This is a genomic window from Mycobacterium sp. NGS15 (genome assembly GCF_059813245.1).
This window is the reverse complement of record NZ_JCALEF010000007.1, coordinates 341,066-362,770: the sequence shown is the minus strand read 5'-3', so window position 1 is coordinate 362,770 and position 21,705 is coordinate 341,066. Positions and strand designations below refer to the sequence as shown.

The window sequence follows — 21,705 nt, the reverse complement described above, 5'->3', positions numbered from 1 at the left end:
CGGCGTACCTTGTTGCACATGACAACGGCAACAGGAACGGATCCGGCGAGGTTCCCGCGCGATACCTGGACGGGGCGGCTCGCAGGCCTGAAATCGCGCGGCGCGCCTGACTCCGACGCGCGGGTCATTGCGTGTCGCCGGTCGCTGGCCTACTACCGCGTGGAGAAAGTCATCGCCGCCGAGGTGGGCAACCTCACGCCTCCGGCAGTAGACCGCCTCCGTGCTGCCCTGCGCCTGGCGGTGACCTCGTGATCCTCCGTAAGCGCCCCCAATCCACCGCCACGACAACAGCACCCGTACCCCAGGCTTCGCAGGCGGAGTTGCGCGACCGCCGTCGAAAGCGTCTACCGATCCGCCTCGATGGACATTTCAGCCTGGCCGTCGAGGTACAGGACCTGATCACCCCGGTGGCGCACTCGGGGGCACAGCTCAAAGACCCCCATGCGCTGCGCCGAGGCGTCGAGGCTGTACTCGATGCCGTCGCAGAGGTCGCGCACGTGGCCGCGGCCCTGGTCGCCGAATCCGTCGCCGCCGAGGGCCGATCTCGCCGCGCTGCCGCCGATCTCGCCGCCCGCCCGCGCCTACCGGGCATCGCCGATGAGCAGCTAGCGAGCGGGTCGTGGGTCGATGTTCTGGTCGCCTACGTCGAACCTGTGAGTGACCCTCTTGCCCGCGTGCTTGGGAATGCTCACGCGCCTGGCTCGGATGCCCTTCGCGGCAACCCCAGTGCCAGTGAGCGTGTCGAACGTGCGCTCCGTGGGCTCGACACGGCGGTGATCTCGTTGGAGCGGTCAGTACCCAAGATCCTTCAACGCCAAGAACTTCCGAGCATGGCGGAATTAAACCGACGCCTCAAGGCGCAGGCCGAGTCCGAGCGCGCTCAGCGCGTACTAGTCAAGGCAGGGCTGGCGACATGAACCACCAGCAGCCCGAACCGCCCGGCGCCTGCCGTCGATGCTCTGGTCCGTGCTCGACCTACAGAGGCTCAATTCACCGCTGGACCTGCGCAAGTTGCCTGGCGACGTACATCGAAGAGGGCGCGGCCAAGGCGGAAGTCAAGGCACGTGCCGAGCTGGACCGCCGCTGCACCAAAGCTCGGAAGGCCTGGGATCAGGCACCGACGCTGAAGCACCGCACCGAGACCGAATCTCAGCTCCGTACCACCCGATAGGAGACTTCAAATGACGACCGCAAGAAATGGACGACCGACCGCACAAGGCGTCGAAGGCGTTGTGGCACAGCCACCGACGCCGCCAAGAGCGCCATTCGTCGCGCCGGGAAACCGGCGCCCGAGAGACCCTGCTCCGGGTCGATAACGGTGACGCCGGAGTCGAGTGACTGGCTTTGGGCCGACTCGACTCCGGTGCTCACTCAACTAGCAGAACTCCAACTACCCGAACGGATACCCATGACGACAACCGCACGACCTCGCGTACTTACGCGGCAAGACTTCGCCGCCAAGATGCGGCCCGGCGAACTCCAACGTTTTGACCTGTGCACACATGAAGCAGGTCACGCTGTTCGTGGTGTCCTGCGCGGCGCCGAGGTACGCGGCGTTGGGGTCTTCGGCGGTCGCGTCGTCCCCTTGGAGGGCAGGACTCGCTTTCGCAACACGCTTTGCCCTGACGGCACCGTTTCAACAGCTTATGCCGGGCCTCGGTCGCAAGGCCGGTGGCTTGCCGGTGATCGTCCCACTCTCAGCGCTGTGGACGCGCTGCTGGCCGGGGCCGGATGTCACGACCGGGCGGAAATTGAGCGCGCGTATGTCGCCTCCAGCGGTCGGGCGGCGGTGGATCACCCAGCGGAAAATCGGCTGCTGGAGTTGTGCTGGCCATCGGTGCTCTCGCTGGCGGCGCGGATCTTCCAGGCCGGTGAAGTCGACCATGGGGAGGTGTTGGCCTCCCTTGGGCTCACCCGCGAAAACGCAGCGATGGGTATTTCGCTGATCTTGAGCGGCGAAAGCCCGCGAATCCGCGTGCCGTTCCAGCGGTTCTAGACCTACGCCACTGCCTGGAGCCTCGGCCAGATGGTGGCACCAAACACGTTCGACCCCAACGACACCAACGAACCGAGGAGACTGACGATGACCACCGACACCACGACTGCGCAGATCGAAATCGAGCAAGCAATCCTGGCCGTGCTGCCCGCCGACGGCGCGCTGATGCCCTGGCGCGATATACGCCCGCAGATACCTGGCGGCTACTGGGACCAGGCGGGGGCGCTGGACCGTCTGCACGAGGCGTATCAGGTTTCGGTGGTCAAGGTGCGAGGGCGTAATTATGTCCGTCGTGCGTCCGCATGGGATCTCGAAATCGCTGCGGTACAGCGTGATCGGGCCGCTCAGCGCGGTTGGCCCCTGCCGCGTTGCCGTGACTTTGCGATGGCGTGACCCCGATGACCGTCAACCACCTAAACACACTGGCCGCCGCCTGTGCCATCGTGACGGCGCGATCCCGACGCCGCCCACAAACGCCGGCCGAACTCGCGACCATGCTTGACCCAAAGTTCTTGGTGACGCCGACAATCCGGTTGTTGTCGGATGAACTGGTGGCGGCGGTGAAGCAGCCCGATAGTCGGCTGATCGTGACCACCCCGCCACGTACCGGCAAGTCCACCTTGGTGTCTCGGATCTTCCCTGTATGGCTGCTCATGCGCGACCCCGACTCCGAGCTGATCCTTAAGTCATACGGCGACCAGCTTGCCGAGGAGCACAGCGCCGCCGCCCGCGCACTCATCGCCGAACACCGAGACCTGCTCGGTTTCGAGCTGGCGCAGGACAAGGCAGCCGTGGGCCGCTGGCGAGTACAAGGACGACGCGGCGGCATGCTTGCGGGCGGCATCCTTTCCTCCACAACCGGATTCGGCGCTACCACGTTGATAGTCGATGACCCGGTGAAGGGGGCACAGGAGGCCGATTCCGACGCCCACCGGCGCCGCCTGGTCAACGAGTTCCGGGCCTCACTGCTTACCCGCCTCATGCCGGGCGGTTCCGCCATCGTGGTTCTTACGAGGTGGCACGAGGAGGACATCGCGGGGTCGCTGCTGGCCGAGCCGGGCAGTAGGTGGCGCTGCGTGAACATCCCGGCCATCGCCACCAGCGGCGTGCCTGATGCCCTCGGACGCCGCCCCGGCGTTCCACTGACCAGCGCCAATGGGTTTACCTTGGATCGGTTCACCGAGATCAAGAGCGAGGTCGGCTCCCGGCAATGGGCGGCGCTCTATCTGGGCACGCCTACCAGCCCAGAGGGCGGTCTGATCAAGGCCGAGTGGATCGACGGCCACCGGCTCATCGCGGCCTCGCGCGGCCCCAGCATGACCGTTGTCGGCGTCGATCCTGCCGAGTCCGGCGAGGGCGATGAGACCGGAATTGTGGCCGGACAGGTGGGCCGCGACGGGCAGATCGCGTTGACGCACAACGTATCCGCGCACCTGACCTCCGAAGGCTGGGTCAACCGGGCCGTGGAGCTGGCCGTGGCCATCGGCGCCTCACGCGTCGTGGTGGAGGGCTACAGCGCCGCCACTACGTACGCCCGATTGTTGCGCGAGGCGGTGGCGACCAGCCGCGCCGGGCACCAGATCACCGTCACTACCTGGCCCCCAAAGGGCCAGGCACGCAAGGGAGATTCCCTCTCCCGTGCCCAGGGCCTCATCGCCGCACTGGAGACCGGGCGCTGCCGTATCGCGGGCAGCTTGCCCGACCTGGAGGCCGACATGCTCGGGTGGGAAGCCGGACAGCACCAACCGGACTCAGTTGCGGCGACGACCATCGTTTTCGAGACCCTCGCGGCGACCGCTGGGGCGCAGATCACCATCGCCGCCCCGGTCAGCGGGCGCTTGTCCGGCAGCGCAGGCCTAGCACCGGTGGTGCCGATCAACAGCCTGCACAGCCCATGGGCGCGCCGCGTCGGCGGGCTGTGAGCAGCCCGAACATCCATCCGAGATCACTCACAGCACCGTCGGCGCTGGTCTACGGTTTCTCTCGTGGCCGGTGAGATTAGGTACCAAAGAAATGGCGAGAACAGCTTGTTGAAACTCGCCCTCTACGACGTGTATCGCACGAAATGTTACTCATGTGGCAAGCCGCAAAGCGACTATGCCGCCATTCAGATCGACCATATAGTCCCTCGAACGGCAACGGCGGATGATATCGCAAAATGGGTTTCTAAATATAGAGCAAAAGACTACGATCTAGACGCGCCATACAACCTGGCCCCAATTTGTTCACCATGCAACCAAAAGAAGTCGAATCGCGACCTTTCAGGGTCCCCCATAATGGCTATAGAATTGGACCGTGCGTGGTCAAATGCGGCCAAAGTCGTCCGAAAAGTTGAATTTTTACAAGAGCCAACGACTATTGCGAAATTTCTCATCACTATCACGAAAATGGATTTCAATAATCCAGATAATAGAGCGGTGTTCGAGGAGCACATGCCAGCATTAGTGCGCAGGCTCGCAACCCTAAATCCCTCCAAAGCAAACGATTTCGATGAGCTAAGGACGGTACGGATAGGCGACGCGTCGCACTGCCTAGAAGAGGCGGTATCAGTGGTACTGGGCGTCGCCGCCCGCAGGAGCGTAACAATCCTAGAAGACGTATGTGGAGTCTCCTTAGAGGAGGCTCTGCAAGAGCCCATGTCGGACTTGCGAGATGCGATAGTTGATTACGCCCACAATGCTCTCAAAGCTTACGAGTTTCAAGACCGTAATGAGGAGGCTGACGTATCGGTACCAGAAGGCTGGATTGATATAGATATCGACGAAATTAGTCTCGATATCGAAGGCTCCTACTTTTCGTTCAGTTTTCTGGGCTTTGTCAAATCGAGCTTGACAGGATTTCTCGCCGTCGCGAGCATGGACGCCGAGACAGCCGAATATCTCCAAGGTGATGCATTCGTCGATGGCCGCTTCTCAGTCAAGGCAGGGTGGACGTTGGGGGACACTGAGTGCGAAGAGGTGCTCATCGATGGCTCCGAAGACTGGAATTGCGACATCGACGTGCGGTAGCCAGAACACTTACCGGCGAAACCGCAAGTGCGCAGGCGCAGCTGACCGACTAACTCAGGGTTGTCGGTGGCCGGTTGTAGAACGGGCGTATGGCTTGCCCGCCGCGCGATAGGTTCCCGAACGCGTACGTCGGCGATCTCGTGCCCAACGGCAAGGGCTGGACGGTTGTCGGGCCGCTGTACTGCCCGAACTGGCACAGCGTCGAGGAGCCTGGTTGGACGCAGCGCTGCCCGCCGTGCGAATGCGGGCGGCGACACCACGTGTGGACCTGCCATTGCGGGGCGGCGATCACGCACCGAAACTGGGTCCGCACTGCCGGATCATCTACGGCCCCAAGGCCCGTTACGAGGCGCGGCAGAACGACTAGCCGCCACCCGCTAGGGCACACGTGAGTTTGAGGCCTGTCCGGCGGCGGTCTCTGTCACGATCTACCGTATGGCCCCAGACCCAGAAGACAACGAGTCCTCGATCACGGACGAATACGGGTTCGCCAAACGAGCTATCGAAGAGGCGCTGAAATCGCCTGGCAACACTCGCGTCGGTGCCGTCATAACCCGGGGCAACACCATCCTCGCAACCGGATACAAGGGCGAGATTGACGGTCAACACGCAGAACAGGTAGCCCTCCAGAAGGCTCTCACGGCTGGTATCGATCTCGCCGGGGCCTCGCTCTACACAACCCTGGAACCATGCGCAAACTCCAGGACAACCTCCCGAATTCCGTGCGCAACGCTCATTGCCGACGCGGGCATAACCGTCGTCCACATAGGTCAATATGATCTGAATCCACAGGTCAACCGACTCGGGTGGAAGTACCTGCGCGACAACGGCGTCAGGCTCCGGGACTTTCCGGCAGACCTTCGGGAACAGGCCCACAGCGCCAGCGAAGACTTCACCAAGGTGTTTATACGGGGAACCGGCATGAGCGCGGGGGCCAAGTTTGATTACACGACGAACGGCGGCTTGTTCACCATCAGTGTCGATGAGCAGGCCGATGCGCCCTCGTGGGAGACGAAGTGGTTCAACTGCGGCGCCTCGGCCATCTACATGTATGGAGGCATCCCAGGCGTCGTCGCGCTGGCACGCTATGCCAAGGAATTCGGCGACATCGATGATCCGGACGCGCTCGACTACGGGAGCTATTCTCCCGAGATCCCGGTGGGTTCAATCGGAGTGATGCGCAACGAGCATGGGCACGTGCTGTGCAAAGTCACCAGAATCGAACCACCGCGCGAATACGGAGGCACCGGGCATGTCTCAGTCGCTATCAAGTGGGAAATTCGGCTGGCCAAAGCCGATCCGACTAAGTGACCGCTGCCCAACTCCTAAGAGAACGCCGTCTACTCCGCGTCAGATGTCGGAGTGGCAGCTTCATCGGGGAGCCGGAGATCGCCGAAGACCAGCAAGGGCTCCTTCGCGGTGCGCCACGGTATCCACCACTCGGACGTGTTGATCGGATGATCGTCGGGGATATCGGGACTGTGCTCAAGGATGCCAGCGAGGCGTAGCAGAGCCCGGCACCAATCGATCAACTCCTTCAGTTCCGCGAGCGTCTCGCGCAGTTCCTTCTCGGTGATGCTGTCTTCATGGCGGTGCTGCTGTGCCCACTCGTCGTCGCGCCACTGCAACCCGAGTGACGGCCCTTGCGCTTTGTACGAATCTCCCGCCTGGCCAAGGCGTGTGAAGTACAGCACTCGATCCGGCGGCTCTTCACCGACGATCGCGCTGACGTAAAAGAAGTGTGCGAACTTCTGGCGGACCTGGTCGCAGTGGTGCACCTTTGACGCGAATCGATCATGCGGCCAACGAAGCCGGGACTTCTTCGCCAGCTTGTTCATGGCCGCTGGAAGATTCTCAGTGCCGAGCGGTGCGGCCTCCGGCCCGGCCTCCACAAACCTGCACATGTTGACCGCGGCCTTCAACTGCTCCCAGCCGCCAATGATTTTCAGCACCAACGCCTCGATATTGGTCGGGGGGTTGAAAGCCTGCTCTTGCTTGTAACGGGCGTTCGCCAGCGCCTCGCTGTTCGTCAGTCGCTTTAGGGGCGACGACTCCGAGTCCGCATCATTGGCGGTCATTCGTAGCACGATAGTGCTCCGGTGCGAGCTCGTGTGTGCATTCGGAAAGCCTCGACCGCACATCCACTTCGCAGCCCCGATCAGGTCTGGGCGGGGGTAGATCTTCCAAGGGCACCCGCCGCCTCTTCCCGGGGCTCGAATGTCTGTTCGCCAAGTTGCCGCCAAGTTGCCAAGACGGGCACATACGGCGCTGCACTGGGGACTACGCATTTGACACAGGCAGTGCACCTACCTGTACGTATTTGACACTGTAGAACGCTTGTTAACAGTGTCCGACGCCTTTACACACCAGCGGTCGGGGGTTCGAAACCCTCCGCGCCCACCGTTTGTCTCGGAAGTCCCACTACTGTGCGCTCAGCGTGGTTTGCGTTGGGATTGTTGCTGATTAGCGGCTGCGCGGAGAGCGGTGTTGTCGTCTTCGAGGTCGAGGATGCGGGCGATGCCGGCGATGTTTACCCCCGCGGCTACCAGGGTGATGATGCGGCGGATTCGGGTGAGGTCATCGCTGCTATAGCGGCGGGTGCCACCGTCGGTGCGCGCGGGCATCAACAGGCCGTGGCGTTCCCACAATCGCAGTGAATCGGCGGCGGTGCCGGAGAGTTCAGCTGCCACAGAGATGCCGTACACGCCCAGAGTTCGTGCCGGATCGACTCCGGGCAGAGCTGCGTTCAATCCTGGGGCAGTGCCATCCCTGGGGTGGAGGAAATTTTCTGGTGTCACCTACTTGCCCTCAATCTGAGTCAGTGATATATAAAAATCTAGGCCGTACGACACAGATTATCATGCGGCTGACATGCAGAATAAGAGAAAGGATGTGTGGAGGTGACCACCATGCTGATGCGTACCGACCCGTTCCGTGACCTGGATCGTTTTACCCAGCAGGTGCTGGGAACTGCTGCCCGCCCGGCGATTATGCCGATGGACGCCTGGCGTGACGGGGAGGAGTTCATTGTGGAGTTTGATTTGCCGGGGATCGCCCAGGAGTCCTTGGATCTTGATATCGAGCACAATGTGGTGACCGTGCGGGCAGAACGTGCACCGGTGGACCCGAACCGGGACATGTTGGCCACCGAGCGACCACGGGGCGTGTTCTCCCGCCAGCTGGTGCTGGGCGACAACCTGGACACCGACAAGATCGCCGCCAGCTATCACGATGGCGTGTTGCGCCTACAGATTCCGATTGCCGAAAAGGCCAAGCCACGAAAAATCGTCGTGGACCGCCCCGCAGACACCATGATTGTCGACACCGCATCGCCGCCGGCTAGAGAATCCATCAACGCCTGACTGGCCGAGCTCTGCAGCGGTCCACCGCCGGCTTGGCATCCCGGGATACCGGATGTTCCACCGCTAATGGCCCGGTGACCCGGCCCCCGTCGCGGCCCCAACCGCCACCTTGCAACCGTCCCCCTTGCCAGCGGGAGGGGTCGCGACCAGGAATATCACGAATGAGGAAAGGAGGTGAGAGTACTTCGCACTGACCACAAGGTGGCGGCTCGTATGCCGCATTTCCCGTGGCATCCAGCACGCGATACGCGCACGCCCGCCAGGCAACCGACCACTATGCGGAGCCGGGCCGCCACCTCGCCATTCTTATGCCCGTTCCAGCGACCATGGTGACAACGCATCACGATGATGACCGAGCCATTTCCTCACGCAGATCCCGTAGACCAGATCGAACAGCACATCCCTGTCAACGATGTGGATGATGTCGATGCGTCGACTGATTTGTTGATCCCGATCGAGGCTGACCCCACCGACTACCACGAACAACACCGAACTGTTACGCCGTTCATGGATGATCGCGAACCTCTTCAGCCGAGCCTGTCTGGCCGCGGCGCGCTGCAGGATCGTACTGCTATCGCCGTTGGGTCGTCGTCAAGATCAAACGCATTGGGGCGCAACAAACTTCTTCTCGTTACGAACATCTATCCCGCCGGTCACCAAGTTCGGATTGAAGATCGCGGCACCCAGGAGAGCCCCGACATGCGGGAGCCTGGCGCCGCGGCCCTTGATGTCGGTGAGCACGTCCTGTTCGTCGACACCATGACCGCCGACGAGGCAGACACCACCAACAGCACCGTCGCGGCCCGCATCTACACCGGCACCGACTGTCGCAATCTTGGGGAGCAGATCTACAACGGTCACCTCACGCTGACCAAACCGCTACTTGCGATCGGCGATGCCCTCGATCCTCCGGAAGCGATGCTCTGCATTCCTCTGCAACGTGTCGGCACTATTCCGTTACGAATATTCACTCGCAGAACCATCGAAAATGCCAGCGGCCCAAACGAAATCAATATCCTTCTACCCGAAGAAATCACGAGGACCACCCGATAGCGGCTCGGTCTTGCCTTACGGCGCACTGTCGAAATTTGCACGAAACTCACCCTCGGCCGCGTTCTGTCATCTTGACGGGGTTTCAGTCCAAATCGGCGAGGGCCTTGCGGGCGGCGTCGAGTTCGGCCTCAAGTGCGGCGACCCGTGCGGCCTGCTGGCAGCGAGCTTCCTCGATGACCGCATCGATCGGAGTAGAGAGGTCCTCGTGCAGTTCCTTGGCCGCGCGAGAGACGGCGGCGGCCGCGACGGCGAGGTTGCGGGCCAGGTAGGAGCTGCCCTGTTTGAGTTCGGCGTGCCATTCGCCGTCGGCGGTGCCGGTGACGGTAAGCGTCAGCTCGAGAGTCTTGGTTCTCTTGCTCGTCGCCTTCTTGGCCGTCGCCTTCTGCGGCTTCTCTTCTGCGGACGTTTCAGGGAGCGGGTCAACACGGCTGATCGGAACGTCGACTGGGCTGATCGGGACATCGGAAGCACCAAGGTTGGTGTCCGACACATCTGCTGCTGGAGTGTCTACGGTCATCGTCACAGTGAGCTCCTTCTGAAGTTCGCGCGCCGTGGGCGGGCAGTGACAGTCATTAGAACACACGTTCGATACGGCCGGTCAACATGCTACCCATGCGCTTGGCGGGCCGGGGACCGGCGTCAAGGTCCTCGGCGGCTGCCGACACTAGTTAGCAGGCAAACGTCTCGACGTCTCCTTCCAGCAACCATTCGCTTGACTGGCTGCCGGTGTTTCAGTCGTCGCCCCTGTGATTATCTGACATGTTTCCGCTGATCTGGCGTGGGTCGATGGCCTAAACCTCTCGAGCGGCACGCCATCTGACGTCACATGTTCGCTATCGCTGATCTTGAAATGTTTCCTGTAGCTATGATCACACTCCGTTGATCCAGTCCGCAGTGACCTCGACAAAGTTCGCGATCTTGATCACGCAATCGGTGACGACATGGTCTCAGTGTTGACAAGAGGGTGTCTCGGCCTTAGATTCTCCAGCATTGCCAAGTGATGTATTTTCCCAGGAAGATGCGATGAATGGCATTGCCTACGAATGGGCGGCGTACGGGGGTCCGGCCCGATCGGGTTAGGACGGGACACGGAGGGGTTCGGTTTCATGAAGTTGCCAAATTTGGCACGTCGAAGCTGTGTCACTGCAATCACAACGTCTGTGACCATTGCGATGGGGCTCTTGGTGGGCGTTTCTGACGCTGCCGCGGATCCGCAGGGGATGCCGGACCAGTACCAGCAGTTCGTGACCGATGACGGCTGGACCGTCGGTTTGACGCTGACTAACGAGATCATCGATCACATCGACAACATTGCGGGCGCGAGCAACTCTTGGCAGGCACGCGTTTCCTATCGCGCCGAGGCCACGATCACCGGCAACGGTGGTGCCGTGATCCAGGATGCGCAGTTGGAGACGGGGTATTTCGTGGGTTGCCGCACCGATTCTTCATCGGGTGTGGAGCTGGGCGGTGACCTCGGTTTGACGCTTTCGCAACAGGTGTTCGGCCAGGGCTATGGCGGCGGCTACGGGCAAGGTAGTCAGAGCGGTGGCGGTGGTGGTGGCTTCGGTGGTGTGTCCGGTGGCGGTTCGTTGGGCGCCCAGGAGCACATCGGCGGCTATATGCGCGTGCTGCTCAAGCCGGGTGGCTTGGCTCAACTTCCGATGGACCGGATCAACTTCCGGAACATGCGTGCGGTCTCGCAGGTACGTAACCAGAACGTCGAGGCCGATGGGTGCGGCGGTCAGGTGAAGATCCAGTCCTTCGCGACATTCCGGATCCGCACCGAGAACGGCAACGACACCCAGACCATCTACGGCGAGCCCAAGGACCTGTGATGACTACCCGTACTCGTAGTGTGGCACTGGTGGCCGCACTGGCGTTCATGTTCTCCATGGTGATGGGTTCTGCACCAAGGACTTTGGCAGATCCCATCCAACCGCCGCCACCTAAGCCGATTCCGTATCCGGTGGCTCAACCCGATGATCTGCCGCGGATCGCGCCGATTGGCGGCGCGCAGGTCAAAACCAATACACCGTTGGGTCTGGGGCCGGGTACAGGGCGCCCGTTGGCCGCGGGACGTGAGCGCGGCAACGCGACGATCTCGCCGTCGCCTACCGATGGCACCCATCTGCCGACCGCGATTGCGGGCAAGACAGTTGTGCTGCACCTGCCGCAGGAGCGCGAGCTGACGCCGGCGCAGTGGGGTGACGGTGGTTCGGCCACCTTTACCTCCCATGACACCGACTACCGGATTTCGCCGTTCGCGGGCGGCGGGGTTGATGTGAATATCATTCGGCGCACCATCTTCACGCCGGAGAACTTCACCTTCGGTCTGCGGGTTCCCGAGGGGACTCACGTGCGTCAGGGCTCCAACGTGGTGTTGGTCGAATCCGACGCTGCCCCTGGACTGCCCGCGACAACCATCGCGACGTTGTCGGTTCCGGTCGCACGCGATGCGAAGGGCAATCCCGTGCAAGTGAGCCCGGTGATCCACGGCGACTACATGTATCAGCAGTCCAATCTCGCGCTGGATCTTGGACCCGCCGACATTTTCGCCTTCCCGATCACGATCACGCTGTCGTACCGGGCGTCGTCGATCCCGGCGAGCGGTCAGCTGGCCAGTGACTGGGAGGGACTGCCTGAAGGCGGTGGCCCGCCAGAAGCCAAGAAGGCTGCGCAAATCATCGGTGCACCAGGTGATTACGTTGTTGACCCGGGTGGCGCTTACCGGCCTGCAAGTGTCGATCCGGTGCTGTACGGCCAGCGGCATGCCGATCGCTGCCTGTCTGGACCGAACGAATTCCGGTCCGAGGACGGACGGACGGCTGATTTTTGGAGTTCGTGCCAGCGGCAGGCGATGTGCCTCGATGTCACGCCGGCGCAGATGTCAGTGGACGTGTGCAAGAACCAGGCGTTCGCCAACATGTCGGCCCAGTGCACGGCCATGTTCGGCCAGACCGGCCCCGATTACGAGGCATGCCTGAATGTCGCCAACGGACACGCGGCCTGGTCCAAGGAGAACTTGTTGGGCGGCGGGCTATGTCAACCAGCAGGGCCAGGTGTCAACACCAGGCTCCTGCCCTCGAACAACAACCGTTATTGCAGTAGCTGATCAAAATCATGCGAATGAGGAAGGTGTGCTTCGCGTCAACGGGCCGTGACAGTGTTCGAGCCGGTTCACTGTTTGCGTTCAGTCCTTGCCTTAATCTGAACCAATGATCAGTACACCTCGATGGATGCTGGCAGTGGCTTGTGCCGCGACGATGCTGGCATCGGGGTGTACAGCGATCGTCGACGGCGATGCGATAGCCACTCCCGGCGAGGAGGGCAAGCGGCTTACCAACCCCAAGTGCACCTCGGTCACGGTGCCGCTCTTGGAGATGCCGCTGGATGACGACTCGGAGCCGCGCGTTGAAGTTCCGCAGCCCTCGGGGTGGGAACGCGTCAAGCGGTTCGAAAGCGGCGTGGTGCGTGTCTACTTGGCGGCTCCAGACCTTCGGGCCAACGGGTTTGTTCCGAATGCCACGGTGGCCATGGCCAACCTGACCGGCAAGGTGTCCACGGAAGACGCCGCATTCGCCGCCGAGCGAGACGGACTGGAGATGTTCGGCATCACAGACCTTGTTGAAGCTTCGGGCGGTATCTGCGGGTACCCGTCGAAGACACTGACCTACAATATGGGGCTAGGGAAAATCCCTGTTCACCGGGTTACCACCACCATTGTGGTGGTGAAGAATGGCAGCAAGGTGTTCACGGTTGGGGTGTCGGTGCAGGCGTTGGATGACACCGTGCGTGGTTTCGACAGTGCCCGCGAAACGATCCTCGCGGGGCTGCAGGTCAGTCCGCCCGCTACATCCTGATATCGGTTGCCGGAGTGGCCCATTGGGCATCGACAATTGTGGTGTGCTCCGGTAGCGGTGGCCGATAATTCTCATCTGCTGCCATGCGGTCGGCGACGCTGGCGTGAATCCAGGCGCCGTCGGGGATGTGTCGGCGGCGGAATATCAACAGCGCCCAGAACCAGTTGACCTGATGAATCTTGCCCATGGCGTAGGTGGGTTCAACTGAGCAATACCTGTGGTATTTCTCGGTATTGAGCAACAATCCGTGTCCGGCGGCACCCTCAATTACCCACTTGAGTGCGATATCGGAAAGTCTGTCGTCGTCGGCGTAATCGCCGCCGATGTCGGAATGGATGCCGGCGAACCACGCTTCGTCGACGAACCGTTGATTACCCAGGGGTTTGATGAGGTACTCGCGGTAGGGCCGACGTTTCTCGTCGATGGATACCGCGTGCCGTCCTGCCTGTACGTTAGGAACACTTGGTGCATAAGGCCATTGCATGCTGCGCTTGAAGATGCCGGGCGCGCTGACGGTATCCCACAAGCCCAGATATGCGATAGGAATGGAGACCTTGCCATCTTCGCGGCGGGCCACGGTCCGTGAGAACGAATGCAGCTGATCCCAGCGGTCGGGGGACCAGGTTGCACATGACTGCGCGTATAGGCTCACTGCGTAGGGCACGAGGTTTTGCGAGCCGGGGCGCAGCATGCCAACTGAGTTGAGAAGTCCGGCAAGGCCTCTCGCGCAAAACGCGCCGCGACTGAATCCTAAAATGAAGATGCGGTCTCCGGGCTGCCACCGCTCGATCAGATATGTGTAGGCCTGAGCAAGCTTGGCACGTAAGCCAATACCGAATGCGATAGCCAGAATGCGGGCGGCGAATTGTCCCACTGGTGCATAGGTGGCGATGGCCGGATCGGTGCCGACGCCGGGGTCGTAGTACGAGATCTGGCGGTCGGTCAGATCATGGATCACCATGTCGTAGCCGCGCACGACATTCGTATTGCCCGCCGCGCGGATCTGGTTACCCGTGCCGTCGAAGCAGATGACGATGTTCTTGCCCATCGTCTGTGCTGTTAGTCCTCGCCGTCGTACGGCTTCGGGTCGTACGGCGATGCGTGCGGATTCTGGTAGTCGACGTGTTCCTCGTTCCACACGCCGATGACGGCGGGGGACACCTTGGGCAGCGGGCCCACAAGCTCGTTGCCGTTGTCGAGGCTCACGAGGAATTCTGGGGTGAAGTGCTGATCCTCGTCCTCCTGGTGATGCTGGCCCGCAGCACCCGGAGTCATCATGGTCGGCGGCTGGGCGATGCCCATACCCGACATCGGCGAGGTTGTCGGTACGGCCGAAAGCCCCATGCCTGCACCCGCGGTGTAGGAGCCGGCGATGATCGGTCCGGCGGCGAGGGGAGTGAGATCCGCGTTCTGATCCTTGTCCTTGTTTTCGTCCTTGTTGGTAGTCGGCTTGCCCCACCGGCCGATGCCATAGGTGCCCGGGACTGATCCTGTGTTTGGACCGGTCGCGGTGGTGCTTCCACCCGAGGAAGGCCTGGTTCCGGCTCCGGCGCCTGCTCCGGCAGCAGCGGACGCTGCGGCTGCTGGGCCACCCGCGCCAGCTCCCGAACCACCACCCGACGCACCAGCGGCGGCCGCGGCAGCACCTGCGGCACCGGATCCGCCGGAGGCGGATGCTTGAGCAGGGTCTGCCAGAGCCGCAGCTGCAGCCGCACGCACTGCGGCTTCGTCGATAGGCTTGATCTGGTCAGGCTTGATGTCTTTGCCGCCACCCCAGTTCGAAGCGGCATTGGTGATTGCGCTTGCTGCGGAAGCGTCGGCGAATTGCGGAGCAGGCGGAAACGCAGGCAGTCCGGATGCTGCCTGCTGCGCTACGGGTGACCACACGTTCCGCATGATCATGCGGGCTTCGTCTTGCTTCTGATCCGCGAGCGCCTGCTGGGCGTAGTACTGCTCGTAGGCCGCTCGGGTGTGTTCCTGGGGTTGTTGGACCTGCACGACCTCGGGCATGAGGTCTTTGATCTGGGACACCGCGGTCGCTATTTCTTCTGGCTTGGTGGCCATCAGTGATAAACCGTCGGAGACCTTCTCGGCGTGGCTTTCGTAGTTGTTCACTGCCTCTTTGGCGGACTCGGCGCCAAGTCCGGTCCAATTGCCGCTCACGGCAGCGTCGAAGGATGCCTTGAACGTTGCTAATGCGCCCGAGAATCCGGACGCCAGTTTCTCCCAGTCGCTGGAGGCCGCGTGTGTTTGCCCCGGATTGAACGCGTCGGAGGCCGCCTTGATCTCCTCGTGTGACCAGCTGCCGAAATCCTCGGCCGGGACGCTTGCCGATTCGGTCCCGCCGTCGATGTTGGCCGCGTGTTGCCGCTGCTTCGCATAGACCACTTCGCGTTCGCGGTTGCCTCTGGTCCAGCCGTCTTCTTCTCCACCCATGGCCGCTCCTTCGTGTCGTGGCGTGCAACTAGCTCATTAGGTTCAGACGCCGTGTGCGGCGATTCGGTTCCGTCTTTTTAGGAATTTCAGCGGGGAAAATATGCGAGCAAGGCTTCGGTGTTAGCGCGTGCTGCTGTCATGCAGTCGGGATAGGGGTCGAACGAATGGTCTGCAGTCCCAACGAGGACGCCATACACGCCAGTCGTTGCGGCCACATTGATCGAGCAGTCATCGGTCGACGGTTGCGGGGAATCAAAGGTGCTTATCGCCTGACGCCCACCGATCTCAAACTCTTTGAGATCCCATCCTCTGTTGGTCTTCTTGAGTGTTTCAAGTGTGTGGTTGGACGCCGCAATTGTGAGGTAGTACTTGCCTTGGGATCGGTATTTGCAGAACACGTTCTCGATCTCGCCATCCGTCTGGGTGTCTGGTCGGGGCGGGCTCCTGTCGAGCTTTAGATCCTTTATTACGTCGGTTGGTATGTCCTTGCATGGTTCGAAGGTGATGTGCGCTCGGCCAGACTGATTAGTTGGGATCGGCGAAGGCATAACTGTGCTCGAGATCGGTGACATGGTTGGCGTACCGGTCACGGGGCTAGTACAGGCGGCTGCGGTCAGGGTCAGTAGGGCGAGCACGGCGATCCGTGACATCTGCTTGTCGCTGCTATCTGCCGTGACCCTGGAGATTGGTCGCATTGTTTTGCTCGGTTGATCTGTACGCCGTCCGAAGGGCGACAAAGAGAGTCTTCATTGCTTCAACCTGGTCTTTGTGGGACTGAAACGTGCCGCCAGCGCTAGACGGCCCTCCGTCAGCCTTCTTTTGGAAGGCGTCGCTTAGCGCCTTCCCCGAGTCAAGTTTGTCTTCGGCGAGCCCCAAGGGGTACCTGCTAAGGACGGCCGCGTCCTGCTTTAGATCGCGCAGTGCGTCGATGTAGCCGTCACATGCAGAGATGAGTTTGTCGAAGGCGGCGTCATCGAGGTGCAGGACCAGTTGGCCGCTCTTCGCGTACTCAGTCAGTTGATCGATTGACATTGAGCCCCCTCAGGTCATGGCCGGATTTGGCCAGGTCAGATTCATCGTATGTGTATAGGACGTCGAACGTCCCGGATCGGTTCCATCGAATTTCGGCAGGTGAGACAAGTCGCGCTACCCGCCCCAGCGCCTACGCACGCCGGTGTACCGCCAGCCCAGCGCCGCCAAAGCCCACGTCACGATGAACAGCGCCACGATCACGTAACCCATCGCGGCCAGGTCCAGCTCGCCCACGGCCGCCAACGGGCCCGTCGTGATGTTCAGCTTCTCGGTGAGAATCGAAATGATCTCCTGCGATCCGATCAACACCGCCACTGCCACCGACAGCCCGGTGACCACCAGGTTGTAGTAGATCTTGCGGGCCGGCTCCTGGAACGCCCAGTCGTACGCGAAGTTCATCAGCGACCCGTCGAGTGAATCGAAGAGCGACATCCCGGCGCTGAACAGAATGGGCAGCACCAAGATCGCGTACCAGGGCAGCCCGGTCACCGCGGCACCTCCGGCGATCACCAGTAGTGACACCTCGGTGACGGTGTCGAAGCCCAACCCGAACAACAAGCCCACCGGGTACATCTGCCACGGCTTGCGGATCGCCGCCATCAACGGCCCGAAAAGCCGGTTCAGCCCGCCGCGATTGGACAGCTCACGCTCCAGCGCCGCCTCATCGACCTCGCCGCCGCGCATCCGCTTGGCAATGCGGTAGATCCCGATCAGCGACACCAAATTGAGCAGCCCAATGAGCAACAGGAACGTGCCGGAGACCGCTGTCCCAAACACGCCCGTCCACTGCTGCAGCGGCGAGTGCTCGTCGGAAACATTGGCCGCCAACGCCTTAACGCCAAGAGCCAGCAGCGCGACCATGATGAACACGATTGACGAATGCCCCAGCGAGAACCAGAAACCCACCGACATCGGGCGTCGTCCATCGGACACCAACTTGCGGGTGGTGTTGTCGATGGCCGCGATGTGGTCGGCATCAAAGGCATGCCGCATGCCCAGCGTGTACGCCGTGACACCCAGCCCGACCCCGAACACACTGCCCTGCACCGTGAAATGCGCGGGGGCAACCAGGAAAAGCAGCAGGCCCCAGCCAAGGATGTGCAGCGCGCCCACCGCGGCGCTCATTCCGATGACGCTGCGCCTCTGACCCTCGTCCAATCGACGCCAGCCGGTGAGAATCTGCACGTCTGCGAGCCTAGACGACGGGCTTCCCCATGCGCTCGCGCAATCGCATGTCCCAAATAAGCACGGCATACGACAACGTCCACAGCTGCGCGGGCACCACCCGATCCGCGATCCGCAGCGCACTCAGCAGCGCATCGAAGCGGCGCTGGTCGCGATCCGTCCACGGAACCTGCAACAGCTCACGGAACTGTGGGGGCAGAAACCCTTTGGTCGCAAACAGATTGAATCGTCCGGCCATCCGTAACGGCCACGGCAACATCTTGAACGATGCGACGCCCAACAGATGCTCGCGTACCGGCTCGTCGATCCGCAGCTCGTCCACGGAGCGTTTCCAGTAGTCGTTGAACGCATCCCGGTCCGGCGGCCACTCCTCGGGCCGCACCTGCAAGGCCGTGCCGATTCGTGCGCCGTCACGATAGATCTCGTCGGCCGTCGCATCGTCGAGCGGACCGTGCAGCGACTCATAGGCCTGCACGTAGTACTGGTACAGGCACGCCGCCACCCACAGCTGCAGGTGGGGATCGAAGGCGTTGTACTTCACCGGGCTCGTCGGCGTCGAGCGCACCTGCCGGTGCACCGCGTCAACACCGCGCTTCATTGCCTCGCGGTCGTGGCGGCTGCCCATCGTCGCGACCGCGAGAAACATCCCGGTGGTCCGTGCTCGTTTGAACGGATGCTTGTAGACGTTCCCGCTGTCGACGGTGCTCTCCAGCACTCCGTATCCGACACCTGGATGCGACAGCTGCATGATCACATTGGAGGCAGGCAACAGGAGCGAAGCGGGATTGACCAGGTCCACAAGCCTGGCGGGGGAGTGCTTCATTGCACAGCAAATTCTATAGGGTGTGTGCGTGTCGCGCCGAGGATTCCGCGCCGCGGGTATCGCCCTCGGTTACGTACTGGACCGGATCTTCGGCGACCCGCAACGATTTCACCCGGTCGCCGGGTTCGGGCAGGCTGCCGCGGCGCTGGAGACCTACAGCTACCGGGACACCAAGCTCGCCGGTGTACTCCACACCACCGCGCTGCTGACCGCCGTCACCGTCGCCGGATGGGCAGCCGAACGCGCGGCACGTCGTTCCGCGATCGCGACCATCGTCGTGACCGCCGGCGCGACCTGGGCGGCTCTCGGCGGAACATCACTGGTCCGAGTGGGTGCCCGGATGTCGGAACGCCTGTATGACGACGACATCGACGAGGCACGTGCGCTGCTGCCGTCCCTGTGCGGCCGGGACCCGAGCCTGCTCGACGTCGACGGCATCGCCCGTGCCGCCGTGGAATCCCTGGCAGAGAACACCTCCGACGCCCACACCGGCCCGCTGGTATGGGTGGCGCTTGCCGGAGTGCCCGGGGTGCTGGCCTACCGCGCGGCCAACACCCTCGACGCGATGATCGGCCACAAATCGGCCCGATACCTGCGTTTCGGCTGGGCGGCAGCACGATTCGACGATCTACTCAATCTGCTGCCCGCCAGGGTCACCGCGCTGGCCACGGCGGTTGCGGCCCCGTTTCTCGGCGGCTCAGCGGTCGCGACGCTGCGCGTCTGCCTGCACGACGGGCATCGCCACCCCAGTCCCAACGCAGGCGTCGTCGAGGCGGCATTCGCGGGTGCCCTCGGCGTGCGTCTCGGCGGCCCCGTCCGCTACCCGTACGGCGAGGAAACCCGTCCCACCTTGGGTCGCGGTATCGCACCGAGGATCGGGGAAGTGCATGAGGCAACGCGGCTTTCGTGTGCCGTTCAGAATGTGACGGCCGTTGCCGCGATGATCGCCGCGCTGCGTCAGCGCCGCCCGTAACGGTTGGCCAACCGTTCCTCGGTGGTCTGCGGTATCCCGGGTTTCACAGCTTTCACCGCCGCGGCCGCCGCGCGGCGTTGCCTGATCTCAGAGAACACGAAGTACCCCAACCCAAATGGCGCCAGAATCCCGAATGCGATCCACTGGATGCCGTACGACAGGAATGGTCCGGCGTCCAACTGCGGCAGCGGGATGGCCCCTAAACCGCCCGGCTGATCCTCCGAGAGCTGCAGATACGGCCCGGCAAGCGGAGTCTTCAACAGCGTCGACACCTGCCCCGGAACGATCGAATACACCTGGTACTCACCGTTTTCCCGAAACGGCGCCTTTTCCGACTGCTGTTCGGGCTCTCGCAGCCGCGCGTTGATGGTCACCTGTCCGGTGGGAGCTGCGGGTACCGGAGGCGCGCTGGTGCCCTCTTCGGGCCGCACGTAGCCGCGGTTCACCAGAATCGCGGGACCGCCGTCGACCTGGAATACCGTGAGCGCCTCGTAGGCAGGCTTGGCATCGACCACGCGCAGCCGGGCCAGCACCTGACGGTCCGGCAGATAGTGGCCGGTTGCCGTCACCCGGCGCCACTCCGAGTCTTCGGGCATCGAATAGTCAGGCCGTAGCTCGTCTTTCAGCGGCACCGGGTCGGCGCTCACCGAATGGGCGATGCGGTCGTTCTCCCGCGAAGTCTTGGTGTTCTTACCCAGCTGCCACGGAGCCAACACCGTGAAACATAGGTATGCGAAGGCGATGACCACCAGCGCCAGGGCAATCCATCCCGGGCGCAGGAGAAACGCGAGCCGTCGCATCAGCTGTTCTCGCGCTCCGCGAGCGTCTTGTCGACCCACTCGTGCAGGCCGGGCATCGCGGCCTCGATGACCGACAGCACGTCCACGAAGTCCTTGCGGTCGCCGTAGTAGGGGTCCTCGACATCCATGGCTGCGCGGCCGGCCCGCGGATCGAAGGAGCGCAGCAGTCGCACCCGCCCGGGGTCGGCTCCCAGATGTAGCAGCATCCGGGAGTGGTTGCGCGCCAGGGCAATGATGAGATCGGCGCTCAAATGATCGCCGTCCACCTGGGCCGCTCGGTGCTTCGTCGGATAGCCGTACTCGGCCAGCACGCTGGCCGCGCGTTCGTCGGCCGGCTGTCCGGAATGCCAATCTCCGGTGCCGGCGCTGGTGACGCGGACTCGATCGCCGAGACCGCGCTCGGCGAGCTGGTGCGCCAGCATCTTCTCGGCGATGGGGGATCGGCAGATGTTGCCGGTACACACGAAGGTGACGTGGAGGGGCTGGGATGAGCCGCTTGCGCCAAGATTGCCGGACTCAGACATGAAGCTCGTCCCACAGTTCTTGCGGGGTGCCGACACGCCCGATGATCCATTCCGCCAGGTCGCCGGGGTCGCCGTCGAAATCCGTTGCTCCGTAGCCCCAGTCGACGATGACGGTGCCGATACCGTGTGCGGCCGCGCCTTCCACGTCGTGCACCCGGTCGCCGACCATCACCACACCGGTCGAGGGAACCTCATCCAGCTGGGACAGCGCGTGCTCGATCACGTCGGCTTTACTGGACCGGATGCCGTCTGGGCTTGCTCCGGCGATCACCTGGAAAAACTCGGCGAGCCCGAAATGCTCCAGGATGCGTGCCGCGATCGGTTCGGACTTTGACGTCGCCACCACCATGGGGACCCCTGCCGCGCGCAGCCCGGTCAGCACGTCGTGAATACCGTCGAACATCTCATTGACGGCCCATCCGCGTTCGCCGTAGTCGGCTCGGTAGGCCGCTATCGCGTCGTCGGCACGGTCGCCGAGCCCCATCGAGCCCAGCGTGATGTGCATCGGCGGCCCCACAACCCGTGACGCGATGTCACCGGTTGGTTCGGGGGCGCCGACATGACTGAGCGCGTGACGGAAACTGGAGACGATCCCCGGTGCAGAGTCGGTCAAGGTGCCGTCGAGATCGAAGATCACCAGCATCGGAGGAGCC

The 21,705-nt window shown here is 62.6% G+C and carries 26 protein-coding genes; 14 read left to right on the top strand and 12 right to left on the bottom strand.

Going from position 1 to position 21,705, the window contains the following annotated elements:
- Nucleotides 1-18: 18 nt before the first annotated feature.
- From AC5Y5C_RS22615 to AC5Y5C_RS22580, 8 genes are all read left to right on the top strand, one after another.
- The gene (locus AC5Y5C_RS22615) at nucleotides 19-252 is read left to right on the top strand and encodes a hypothetical protein (protein ID WP_499976627.1); all 234 of its coding nucleotides are present in this window, start codon (nucleotides 19-21) and stop codon (nucleotides 250-252) included.
- Nucleotides 249-917: a hypothetical protein gene (locus AC5Y5C_RS22610; RefSeq protein WP_499976625.1), complete on the top strand. Its 669-nt coding sequence runs from the start codon at nucleotides 249-251 to the stop codon at nucleotides 915-917. The genes AC5Y5C_RS22615 and AC5Y5C_RS22610 overlap by 4 nt, the downstream gene beginning before the upstream one ends.
- A 788-nt stretch (nucleotides 918-1,705) precedes the next feature.
- Nucleotides 1,706-1,996, top strand: coding sequence for a hypothetical protein (locus tag AC5Y5C_RS22605; RefSeq protein ID WP_499976624.1), 291 nt, complete (start codon nucleotides 1,706-1,708; stop codon nucleotides 1,994-1,996).
- A gap of 87 nt (nucleotides 1,997-2,083) precedes the next feature.
- Nucleotides 2,084-2,389 (top strand): hypothetical protein, encoded by a 306-nt coding sequence (locus tag AC5Y5C_RS22600; protein ID WP_499976623.1) that lies wholly within the window; start codon nucleotides 2,084-2,086, stop codon nucleotides 2,387-2,389.
- A 5-nt stretch (nucleotides 2,390-2,394) separates the two neighbouring features.
- Nucleotides 2,395-3,918, top strand: coding sequence for a terminase large subunit domain-containing protein (locus AC5Y5C_RS22595; RefSeq protein WP_499976622.1), 1,524 nt, complete (start codon nucleotides 2,395-2,397; stop codon nucleotides 3,916-3,918).
- Nucleotides 3,919-3,981: 63 nt separating this feature from the next.
- On the top strand, nucleotides 3,982-5,004 hold the full coding sequence (locus AC5Y5C_RS22590; protein ID WP_499976620.1) for an HNH endonuclease signature motif containing protein: 1,023 nt from the start codon (nucleotides 3,982-3,984) through the stop codon (nucleotides 5,002-5,004).
- 214 nt (nucleotides 5,005-5,218) lie between these two features.
- Nucleotides 5,219-5,371, top strand: a complete 153-nt coding sequence (locus AC5Y5C_RS22585; protein WP_499976619.1) for a hypothetical protein — start codon at nucleotides 5,219-5,221, stop codon at nucleotides 5,369-5,371.
- Nucleotides 5,372-5,439: 68 nt separating this feature from the next.
- The gene (locus tag AC5Y5C_RS22580; protein WP_499976618.1) at nucleotides 5,440-6,315 is read left to right on the top strand and encodes a deaminase; all 876 of its coding nucleotides are present in this window, start codon (nucleotides 5,440-5,442) and stop codon (nucleotides 6,313-6,315) included.
- 29 nt (nucleotides 6,316-6,344) lie between these two features.
- Here the strand turns inward: AC5Y5C_RS22580 and AC5Y5C_RS22575 are convergent, their stop codons facing one another.
- Together AC5Y5C_RS22575 and AC5Y5C_RS22570 are read right to left on the bottom strand one after the other, a co-directional pair.
- Nucleotides 6,345-7,082, bottom strand: a complete 738-nt coding sequence (locus AC5Y5C_RS22575) for a hypothetical protein (RefSeq protein WP_499976617.1) — start codon at nucleotides 7,080-7,082, stop codon at nucleotides 6,345-6,347.
- 354 nt (nucleotides 7,083-7,436) lie between these two features.
- The gene (locus tag AC5Y5C_RS22570; protein ID WP_499976615.1) at nucleotides 7,437-7,802 is read right to left on the bottom strand and encodes a MerR family transcriptional regulator; all 366 of its coding nucleotides are present in this window, start codon (nucleotides 7,800-7,802) and stop codon (nucleotides 7,437-7,439) included.
- Between the two features lie 111 nt (nucleotides 7,803-7,913).
- Here AC5Y5C_RS22570 and AC5Y5C_RS22565 point away from each other — a divergent pair, with 111 nt between their 5' ends.
- The gene (locus tag AC5Y5C_RS22565; RefSeq protein ID WP_499976790.1) at nucleotides 7,914-8,366 is read left to right on the top strand and encodes an Hsp20/alpha crystallin family protein; all 453 of its coding nucleotides are present in this window, start codon (nucleotides 7,914-7,916) and stop codon (nucleotides 8,364-8,366) included.
- Between the two features lie 345 nt (nucleotides 8,367-8,711).
- The gene (locus tag AC5Y5C_RS22560; protein WP_499976614.1) at nucleotides 8,712-9,419 is read left to right on the top strand and encodes a hypothetical protein; all 708 of its coding nucleotides are present in this window, start codon (nucleotides 8,712-8,714) and stop codon (nucleotides 9,417-9,419) included.
- 82 nt (nucleotides 9,420-9,501) lie between these two features.
- Here AC5Y5C_RS22560 and AC5Y5C_RS22555 read toward each other — a convergent pair whose 3' ends face one another.
- Nucleotides 9,502-9,942, bottom strand: coding sequence for a DUF6319 family protein (locus AC5Y5C_RS22555; RefSeq protein ID WP_499976612.1), 441 nt, complete (start codon nucleotides 9,940-9,942; stop codon nucleotides 9,502-9,504).
- A gap of 583 nt (nucleotides 9,943-10,525) precedes the next feature.
- Here AC5Y5C_RS22555 and AC5Y5C_RS22550 point away from each other — a divergent pair.
- The 3 genes from AC5Y5C_RS22550 (at nucleotide 10,526) to AC5Y5C_RS22540 (ending at nucleotide 13,279) form a co-directional block, all read left to right on the top strand.
- Nucleotides 10,526-11,254 carry an MspA family porin gene (locus AC5Y5C_RS22550; protein ID WP_499976610.1) on the top strand — a complete coding sequence of 243 codons (729 nt, stop codon included), beginning with the start codon at nucleotides 10,526-10,528 and terminating at the stop codon, nucleotides 11,252-11,254.
- Nucleotides 11,254-12,531 carry a hypothetical protein gene (locus AC5Y5C_RS22545; protein WP_499976608.1) on the top strand — a complete coding sequence of 426 codons (1,278 nt, stop codon included), beginning with the start codon at nucleotides 11,254-11,256 and terminating at the stop codon, nucleotides 12,529-12,531. The genes AC5Y5C_RS22550 and AC5Y5C_RS22545 overlap by 1 nt, the downstream gene beginning before the upstream one ends.
- A 151-nt stretch (nucleotides 12,532-12,682) precedes the next feature.
- Nucleotides 12,683-13,279: an LpqN/LpqT family lipoprotein gene (locus tag AC5Y5C_RS22540; RefSeq protein WP_499976788.1), complete on the top strand. Its 597-nt coding sequence runs from the start codon at nucleotides 12,683-12,685 to the stop codon at nucleotides 13,277-13,279.
- Here AC5Y5C_RS22540 and AC5Y5C_RS22535 read toward each other — a convergent pair.
- The 6 genes from AC5Y5C_RS22535 to AC5Y5C_RS22510 all read right to left on the bottom strand — a co-directional run bounded on the left by AC5Y5C_RS22535 (nucleotide 13,269) and on the right by AC5Y5C_RS22510 (nucleotide 18,755).
- Nucleotides 13,269-14,327: a T6SS phospholipase effector Tle1-like catalytic domain-containing protein gene (locus AC5Y5C_RS22535; protein WP_499976606.1), complete on the bottom strand. Its 1,059-nt coding sequence runs from the start codon at nucleotides 14,325-14,327 to the stop codon at nucleotides 13,269-13,271. The two genes, AC5Y5C_RS22540 and AC5Y5C_RS22535, sit on opposite strands and share 11 nt — an antisense overlap.
- An 11-nt stretch (nucleotides 14,328-14,338) precedes the next feature.
- Nucleotides 14,339-15,715: a hypothetical protein gene (locus tag AC5Y5C_RS22530; RefSeq protein ID WP_499976604.1), complete on the bottom strand. Its 1,377-nt coding sequence runs from the start codon at nucleotides 15,713-15,715 to the stop codon at nucleotides 14,339-14,341.
- Nucleotides 15,716-15,801: 86 nt separating this feature from the next.
- Complete coding sequence (locus AC5Y5C_RS22525; RefSeq protein ID WP_499976602.1) at nucleotides 15,802-16,365, bottom strand: DUF3558 domain-containing protein; 564 nt, start codon at nucleotides 16,363-16,365, stop codon at nucleotides 15,802-15,804.
- Nucleotides 16,366-16,378: 13 nt separating this feature from the next.
- Nucleotides 16,379-16,747: a hypothetical protein gene (locus tag AC5Y5C_RS22520; protein ID WP_499976600.1), complete on the bottom strand. Its 369-nt coding sequence runs from the start codon at nucleotides 16,745-16,747 to the stop codon at nucleotides 16,379-16,381.
- Between the two features lie 114 nt (nucleotides 16,748-16,861).
- Complete coding sequence (gene nicT, locus AC5Y5C_RS22515) at nucleotides 16,862-17,905, bottom strand: Nickel transporter NicT (protein WP_499976786.1); 1,044 nt, start codon at nucleotides 17,903-17,905, stop codon at nucleotides 16,862-16,864.
- 37 nt (nucleotides 17,906-17,942) lie between these two features.
- Nucleotides 17,943-18,755 (bottom strand): oxygenase MpaB family protein, encoded by an 813-nt coding sequence (locus AC5Y5C_RS22510; RefSeq protein ID WP_499976599.1) that lies wholly within the window; start codon nucleotides 18,753-18,755, stop codon nucleotides 17,943-17,945.
- Between the two features lie 28 nt (nucleotides 18,756-18,783).
- Here AC5Y5C_RS22510 and AC5Y5C_RS22505 point away from each other — a divergent pair, with 28 nt between their 5' ends.
- Entirely contained in the window at nucleotides 18,784-19,728 is a 945-nt protein-coding gene (locus AC5Y5C_RS22505) for a cobalamin biosynthesis protein (protein ID WP_499976597.1), read from the top strand.
- Here AC5Y5C_RS22505 and AC5Y5C_RS22500 read toward each other — a convergent pair.
- The 3 genes from AC5Y5C_RS22500 to AC5Y5C_RS22490 are packed head-to-tail and all read right to left on the bottom strand — an operon-like array spanning nucleotide 19,713 to nucleotide 21,695.
- Nucleotides 19,713-20,528, bottom strand: a complete 816-nt coding sequence (locus AC5Y5C_RS22500) for an SURF1 family cytochrome oxidase biogenesis protein (RefSeq protein WP_499976595.1) — start codon at nucleotides 20,526-20,528, stop codon at nucleotides 19,713-19,715. The two genes, AC5Y5C_RS22505 and AC5Y5C_RS22500, sit on opposite strands and share 16 nt — an antisense overlap.
- Entirely contained in the window at nucleotides 20,528-21,052 is a 525-nt protein-coding gene (locus AC5Y5C_RS22495; protein WP_499976593.1) for a low molecular weight protein-tyrosine-phosphatase, read from the bottom strand. Before AC5Y5C_RS22495 ends, AC5Y5C_RS22500 begins: the two co-directional genes overlap by 1 nt.
- Nucleotides 21,045-21,695 (bottom strand): HAD-IA family hydrolase, encoded by a 651-nt coding sequence (locus tag AC5Y5C_RS22490; protein WP_499976784.1) that lies wholly within the window; start codon nucleotides 21,693-21,695, stop codon nucleotides 21,045-21,047. The genes AC5Y5C_RS22495 and AC5Y5C_RS22490 overlap by 8 nt, the downstream gene beginning before the upstream one ends.
- Between the last annotated feature and the right edge of the window lie 10 nt (nucleotides 21,696-21,705).

Coding starts and splice junctions, on each gene's coding strand:
- AC5Y5C_RS22565 (WP_499976790.1), top strand. CDS start 7,914: ATGCTGATGCGTACCGACCCGTTCCGTGACCTGGATCGTTTTACCCAG.
- AC5Y5C_RS22535 (WP_499976606.1), bottom strand. CDS start 14,327: ATGGGCAAGAACATCGTCATCTGCTTCGACGGCACGGGTAACCAGATC.
- AC5Y5C_RS22615 (WP_499976627.1), top strand. CDS start 19: ATGACAACGGCAACAGGAACGGATCCGGCGAGGTTCCCGCGCGATACC.
- AC5Y5C_RS22580 (WP_499976618.1), top strand. CDS start 5,440: ATGGCCCCAGACCCAGAAGACAACGAGTCCTCGATCACGGACGAATAC.
- AC5Y5C_RS22490 (WP_499976784.1), bottom strand. CDS start 21,695: ATGCTGGTGATCTTCGATCTCGACGGCACCTTGACCGACTCTGCACCG.
- AC5Y5C_RS22595 (WP_499976622.1), top strand. CDS start 2,395: ATGACCGTCAACCACCTAAACACACTGGCCGCCGCCTGTGCCATCGTG.
- AC5Y5C_RS22520 (WP_499976600.1), bottom strand. CDS start 16,747: ATGTCAATCGATCAACTGACTGAGTACGCGAAGAGCGGCCAACTGGTC.
- AC5Y5C_RS22550 (WP_499976610.1), top strand. CDS start 10,526: ATGAAGTTGCCAAATTTGGCACGTCGAAGCTGTGTCACTGCAATCACA.
- AC5Y5C_RS22495 (WP_499976593.1), bottom strand. CDS start 21,052: ATGTCTGAGTCCGGCAATCTTGGCGCAAGCGGCTCATCCCAGCCCCTC.
- AC5Y5C_RS22545 (WP_499976608.1), top strand. CDS start 11,254: ATGACTACCCGTACTCGTAGTGTGGCACTGGTGGCCGCACTGGCGTTC.
- AC5Y5C_RS22530 (WP_499976604.1), bottom strand. CDS start 15,715: ATGGGTGGAGAAGAAGACGGCTGGACCAGAGGCAACCGCGAACGCGAA.
- AC5Y5C_RS22560 (WP_499976614.1), top strand. CDS start 8,712: ATGATGACCGAGCCATTTCCTCACGCAGATCCCGTAGACCAGATCGAA.
- AC5Y5C_RS22575 (WP_499976617.1), bottom strand. CDS start 7,082: ATGACCGCCAATGATGCGGACTCGGAGTCGTCGCCCCTAAAGCGACTG.
- AC5Y5C_RS22600 (WP_499976623.1), top strand. CDS start 2,084: ATGACCACCGACACCACGACTGCGCAGATCGAAATCGAGCAAGCAATC.
- AC5Y5C_RS22500 (WP_499976595.1), bottom strand. CDS start 20,528: ATGCGACGGCTCGCGTTTCTCCTGCGCCCGGGATGGATTGCCCTGGCG.
- AC5Y5C_RS22525 (WP_499976602.1), bottom strand. CDS start 16,365: ATGTCACGGATCGCCGTGCTCGCCCTACTGACCCTGACCGCAGCCGCC.
- AC5Y5C_RS22540 (WP_499976788.1), top strand. CDS start 12,683: ATGCTGGCATCGGGGTGTACAGCGATCGTCGACGGCGATGCGATAGCC.
- AC5Y5C_RS22510 (WP_499976599.1), bottom strand. CDS start 18,755: ATGAAGCACTCCCCCGCCAGGCTTGTGGACCTGGTCAATCCCGCTTCG.